Origin of the sequence: Rubrivirga sp. (assembly GCF_049648075.1) — a bacterium.
Lineage (GTDB): Bacteria > Bacteroidota > Rhodothermia > Rhodothermales > Rubricoccaceae > Rubrivirga.
Map to the genome: position 1 here is coordinate 1 of NZ_JBARYR010000644.1, position 5,541 is coordinate 5,541.

Here is a 5,541-nt window from a genome sequence, read left to right on the forward strand (position 1 = left end):
AACTCGTCGCGGCCGAAGTGGCCGTAGGCCGCCGTGTTGCGGTACGTCGGGCGCTTGCCGGCCTCGGCCTCGATGAGCCCGAACCGCTCGATGATCGCGGCCGGCCGCAGATCGACGGCCTCGGTCACGATCTCGGACAGGCGGGCGTCGGTGAGCCCGTCGCGGGCGGTCCCGTTGGTCTCGACACGGATCGAGACCGGGTCCGCGACGCCGATGGCGTAGGCGACCTGGACCAACGCCTCGTCAGCGAGCCCGGCGGCGACCAGGTTCTTGGCCACGTGGCGCGTGGCGTAGGCCGCGCTGCGGTCGACCTTGCTTGGGTCCTTGCCGCTGAACGCGCCGCCACCGTGGGCGCCCTTCCCGCCGTAGGTGTCCACGATGATCTTGCGGCCGGTCAGCCCGGTGTCGCCGTGAGGACCGCCGATGACGAACACGCCGGTCGGGTTGACGTGCAGGATCAGGTCGTCGTCGACCAACTCGCTCGGGAGAACAGCGGGCAGGACGTGCTCGCGGACGTCGGCCTTGATTTGCTCGAGGGCGGCATCGTCGTCGTCGCCCAGGTCGTCGTGCTGGGTCGAGATCACGACGGTGTGGACGCGCTTGACGGTCCGGTCGTCGTCGCCGTACTCGAGCGTGACCTGGCTCTTGGCGTCGGGCCGGAGGTACGTCATGACCTCGCCGGCCTTGCGGACCTCGGCCAACCGCTGGACCAACCGGTGCGACAGCATCAGCGCCAGCGGCATGAGCGTCTCCTCGTCCTCACGCGTGGCGTAGCCGAACATCATGCCCTGGTCGCCGGCGCCCTGTTCTTGGTGGAGGCCCTGGTTGTCGTCGACGCCCTGGGCGATGTCGGCGGACTGCTCGTGGATGGAGACCAGGACGCCACAGCTGCGGGCGTCGAACTGCAACAGAGGGTCGGTGTAGCCGATCTCTTCGATGGTCGTGCGCACGACCTCCTGCACATCGACGTAGGTGTTGCTCGTCACCTCGCCGGAGACGACGACGAGCCCCGTCGTGCACAGCGTCTCGATGGCGCACCGGCTGGAGGGATCGCCCTCGAGGAAGGCGTCCAGGAGGGCGTCGGAGATCTGGTCGGAGACCTTGTCGGGGTGTCCCTCCGAGACGGACTCGGATGTAAAGAGGGTGGCCATGCGGGAAACGGATCGTCGGTGCGAAGGGCCCGGAAGGTAGGAGCGCCCTCGAGGTCGGGGCCACCCGCGAACGTCCTCAGAGGAGCGGGCGCATCCTCGCGGTCGGAACCGCCGTAGGAAGTCGAATCCGCACCAGGGCGGGAGCGTAAGAGACGCGTCGGTCGTGTTGTCCTCGGATTGCCCGTTTCGGGCGCCGGGCGTAGCTTGACCGGCCGCTCGCGTTTTTGCGAGCCCCCCTCTGCCCTCCTGCCAGCCCACCCTTTACATGGCCGCCGAGAACACCGAACAACGCATCCAAGAGATCATCGTCGAGAAGCTCGGCGTGGACCCCTCCGACGTCGTCCGCGAGGCGTCGTTCACCAACGACCTCGGTGCGGACTCGCTCGACACCGTCGAGCTCATCATGGAGTTCGAGAAGGAGTTCGACATGACGATCCCCGACGAGGACGCCGAGCAGATCGGCACCGTCGGCGACGCCGTCGACTACGTCGACTCGAAGAAGGCGTAACGCCGCTTTGGGGTCTCGGCCCCGTCCCCAACAGGTTGCCGGCGGCGTGCTCACGTGCGCCGCCGGCCGTCGTACAGGCCCATGCCCCAGCCGTCCCTAGACCGCCGCGTCGTCGTCACTGGCCTCGGTGCGCTCACGCCCATCGGCGAGACCGTCCCCGAGTTCTGGGACGCCATGATGGCGGGCGAGAGCGGCGCCGGGCCGATCACCAAGTTCGACGCGAGCGAGTACCCGACGCACTTCGCCGCCGAGGTCAAGGACTTCGACGCGGCGACCGTCGTCGACAAAAAGGACGCGCGGCGGATGGACCCCTTCGCCCACTACGCCATCGCCGCGGCCGACGAGGCCCTCCAAGACGCGGGCATCGACTCGTCCTCGATGACGGAGGACGAGCAGAACTCGACCGGCGTCGTGTTCGGGAGCGGGATCGGCGGGATGAAGCTGTTCCAGGACCAGGTCGTGACGTTCGCGCACCACGGGCCGCGGCGGATCTCGCCGTTTTTCGTCCCGATGATGGTGATCGACCAAGCGCCCGGCCTGATCGCGACGCGGCACCAGTTTCGAGGTCCGAACTACGCGACCGTCTCGGCGTGCGCGACGAGCAACAACGCCATCGGCGACGCCTGGATGTTGATCCGCCTAGGCTTGGCCGAGACGATGGTGGCCGGAGGCACGGACGCCTCGATCACCCAGATCGGGCTGGCCGGCTTCGGCAACATGAAGGCGCTCTCAACGCGCAACGACGACCCGCAGACCGCGAGCCGGCCGTTCGACGCCAACCGCGACGGGTTCGTGATGGGCGAAGGGGCGGGCGCGCTCGTCTTGGAGAGTCTGGAGTCGGCGCGCGAACGCGGCGCGACGATCTACGCCGAGGTCGCGGGCGTCGGGATGAGCGACGACGCGTACCACATCTCGGCTCCTCACCCCGAGGGCCTGGGCGCGCGGCTCGCGATGCGGCAAGCGCTCAAGACGGCCGGGTTGGAGCCGGAGGACGTCGACTACCTCAACATGCACGGCACCTCGACGCCGCTGGGCGACGTCGCGGAGACGAAGGCGATCAAGGCGGCCTTCGGCGACCACGCCTACAACATGAACCTGTCCTCGACCAAGTCGATGACGGGTCACCTGCTCGGTGCGGCCGGTGCCGTCGAGGCCGTGGCCTCAATCCTGGCCATCAAGCACAACCGCGTCCCGCCGACGATCAATTTCGAGACGCCGGACCCGGACTGCGACCTGAACTACACGTTCAACGAGCCCCAAGACCGCGACGTCAAGGTGGCGTTGTCGAACGCGTTCGGGTTCGGCGGCCACAACACGTGCGTCGTGTTCCGCCAGGTCGAGGACGAGTAGGTCCGTCCTCGAGAGCCGCCGGCGACGCAGCCAACGAGCCATGGACGAACGACCTCGAGGACGCTACGCTCCGGTCTCCAGACGCCACAGCGCCCCGACGACGTGGTCCACGCCGCGCTTGAGGTGCCGGCGGTACGTGCTAAACGGGATATCCAGGTTTTCGGACGCGACCGCCTGCGTCGGTGCCGGCTCCAGGTACGTCGCCTCGAGGACGCGGAAGTAGCCCCGCTCGCGAGGGCCGGCCTCGAGCTGCCGCGCGGCCTCGAGGACGAGGTTTCGCAGCACGCCGACGGCGTCATCGCTGGACGACTCGGCGAGTGCCTCGCGCACCATGCGAGACCGAGTGAGCGGGTTGTCGACCAGGCGGTGCGGACGAGCGTACGTCTTGAGCGCCGCGAGGGCGGCGGCAGCGAAAGCGTCTTGGCTGAGGACGACCACTGTCGCGGGCACCACCGGCAGGACGGGATCGGACGGGGCCTGAGCGGCGAGCGCCTCAAGCCAGGCGTCGGGTGGCGTCGCGCGCCAGTCCTTCCCGAACGCCGCCGGGCCGTCCTCCATCTCGGCGCTCTCCCAGCGCGTGATGCCGACGAACGCCAAGACCATGCTCCACAGGTCCGGCTCCGTCGTCATCAGGACCGAGGTCGCCAGCGACGGCGTCGACAAGTAGCGCTCGACGGTACGCTCGAAGACCAGGCTCTGGACGGCCGAGACGCCCTGCCCGGCCTCGAGGTCGAGCCATGACCGGAACAGCAACGTCCGCTCGCCGGGCCGCACGCTTACGCCACCGTCCCACGCAGCTGCGGCCACGGGGTCGGCAGAGAGACTCTCGCCCTCGAGGGCGCCGAGGTCGAGCGTGAGCAGGAAGCCGGCCGGGTCGCCGGCGGTCGTACGAAAGACCTCGACGCCCTGGGGGTGCCGTCGCATCCAGCCCGCCACCCGCTCGGCCTCGAGGGCGGACTGATGCTGCGCGATCCCGGCCTCGAGGACGTCGATGTCGCCATCGCGGAGCGGCCCCGATCCTTCGAGGTCGGCGTCGGCCCAGGCGCTCTGCAGCCGCGTCAGGAGCGGCCGGACCAGCGCGTGGTGGCGGTACAGGTCGACGTAGTCGGAGAGCGCACGGCGGCGAGCGGCTTCCATGGTCGCCTGCCGCAGTCGCCGAGCGTAGGCACGGCGGGCGCGAGCGTGGACCTGGGCGTAGCGCTCCGGGTCTCGCCAGCGGAAATCGGCCTCGACGGTTTCGCGGACCACGTCGTGCAGTCGGACTCCGTTGGCGCCGGACTCCACGAAGCCCAGGCCCCGCAGCCAGGCGAACACGTCGTCTGTGGAAGGACCATCCGGCTCAGATGACGACCACAACTCGTCGAGAAGGGGGACCGTCAAGGACGGCACCACGGACGCGGCCTCGAGGGCGACGCGGTGTCCGGCCGAGGGGGCCGCGGACGCGAAGCGAGAGAGCAGGTCCGCGAGCAAGTCCGGCGCAGACGTCGGGTCGAACGCCACGCCGCCGGACTGCCGGACGTGCTCGGCCACCAACGTCAAGGCCAGCGGGTGTCCGTGCGTGAACCCGAGCACGTGGTCGTGCGCGTGGTCCGGGATGCCTTGCGCGTCGAGGTAGGTCGCGGCCTCGAGGGCGGTCAGGTTCCGAAGCGGGACCACGACGGCTTCGCCGGCCCACGAGCGCCACTCGGCAGACGGGCGGTTGCGGCCCGCGATCACGATGAGGTCTCCGTCCTCGAGGGCGGGCAAGAACGAGCGACGGAGCCACCCGTCGAGGGCGTCGATCCGTTCGTAGGTGTCTACGAGCAGGACGCGGCGACCGGTAGGCGAGCCGAGGGCTGCTTCGGCGGCGGCCTCGAATGCGGCGGGACGGGCCTCGAGGTCGCGTCCGTCGAGACGCCCCACATGGGCGCCGGCCTCGAGGGCGAGGCGGGCGACCTCGTCCAGAAGCGTCGTCTTGCCGATCCCCCCCGGTCCGTAGACGTGCGCCAAGTGGAACGGGAGCGATGGCGCCTCGAGGGCGGCCGCGAACTGGCCCAGTTCGACCTCGCGCCCGACGAATCGGGCATGGCGGGCGGCCGCGATGCGATCGCCGAGACTCGTATGTACAGAGGGCATGTAGGGGTTTTCCTATGTCGTTGTAAGACTTCGGCCTACGGACATCTTACGCATGTGAGCACAGATTGAGCACTGTCTGACCTTCCGCTCAGGAGACACAGGCTGTTCCTTACGTACATCTCTGCCTGCCCTCTCACCTTCTACCGCTCAATGACCCCGTTTCGAACTCTTCTCGTCGGTGCTGTGACCGCCGGCTCCATCCTGACCGCTGGGCTCCTGGCCCCGCCGTTCTCGGATGCGTCCAGCCACCGCGAGGCTCCGCTGATCGCGGACGACCCGCTGGCGGACACCACCGATGTCTACGCCTACCGCACGCCGGGCGCGGAGACGGTAACGATCATCGCCAACTACATCCCGCTCTCGCACCCGGACGGCGGCCCGAACTACAACCACTTCGGCGAGGACATCCGCTACGAG

The 5,541-nt window shown here is 69.0% G+C and carries 5 protein-coding genes; 3 read left to right on the plus strand and 2 right to left on the minus strand.

Annotated features, from left to right (window positions below):
- The coding region (metK, locus tag WBA11_RS17415; RefSeq protein ID WP_424521910.1) for a methionine adenosyltransferase at positions 1-1,151 on the minus strand (1,151 nt) is incomplete at its 3' end.
- A gap of 265 nt (positions 1,152-1,416) precedes the next feature.
- On the opposite strand from metK, the gene WBA11_RS17420 reads away from it, so the two are divergent.
- Together WBA11_RS17420 and fabF are read left to right on the plus strand one after the other, a co-directional pair.
- On the plus strand, positions 1,417-1,659 hold the full coding sequence (locus tag WBA11_RS17420) for an acyl carrier protein (protein ID WP_424521911.1): 243 nt from the start codon (positions 1,417-1,419) through the stop codon (positions 1,657-1,659).
- Between the two features lie 81 nt (positions 1,660-1,740).
- The gene (gene fabF / locus WBA11_RS17425) at positions 1,741-3,009 is read left to right on the plus strand and encodes a beta-ketoacyl-ACP synthase II (protein WP_424521912.1); all 1,269 of its coding nucleotides are present in this window, start codon (positions 1,741-1,743) and stop codon (positions 3,007-3,009) included.
- Between the two features lie 63 nt (positions 3,010-3,072).
- Here the strand turns inward: fabF and WBA11_RS17430 are convergent, their stop codons facing one another.
- Entirely contained in the window at positions 3,073-5,124 is a 2,052-nt protein-coding gene (locus WBA11_RS17430) for an ATP-binding protein (protein WP_424521913.1), read from the minus strand.
- 183 nt (positions 5,125-5,307) lie between these two features.
- Between WBA11_RS17430 and WBA11_RS17435 the strand changes: the two genes are divergently transcribed.
- Positions 5,308-5,541, plus strand: a 234-nt coding sequence (locus WBA11_RS17435; RefSeq protein ID WP_424521914.1) for a DUF4331 family protein, incomplete at its 3' end; no start/stop codon positions are given.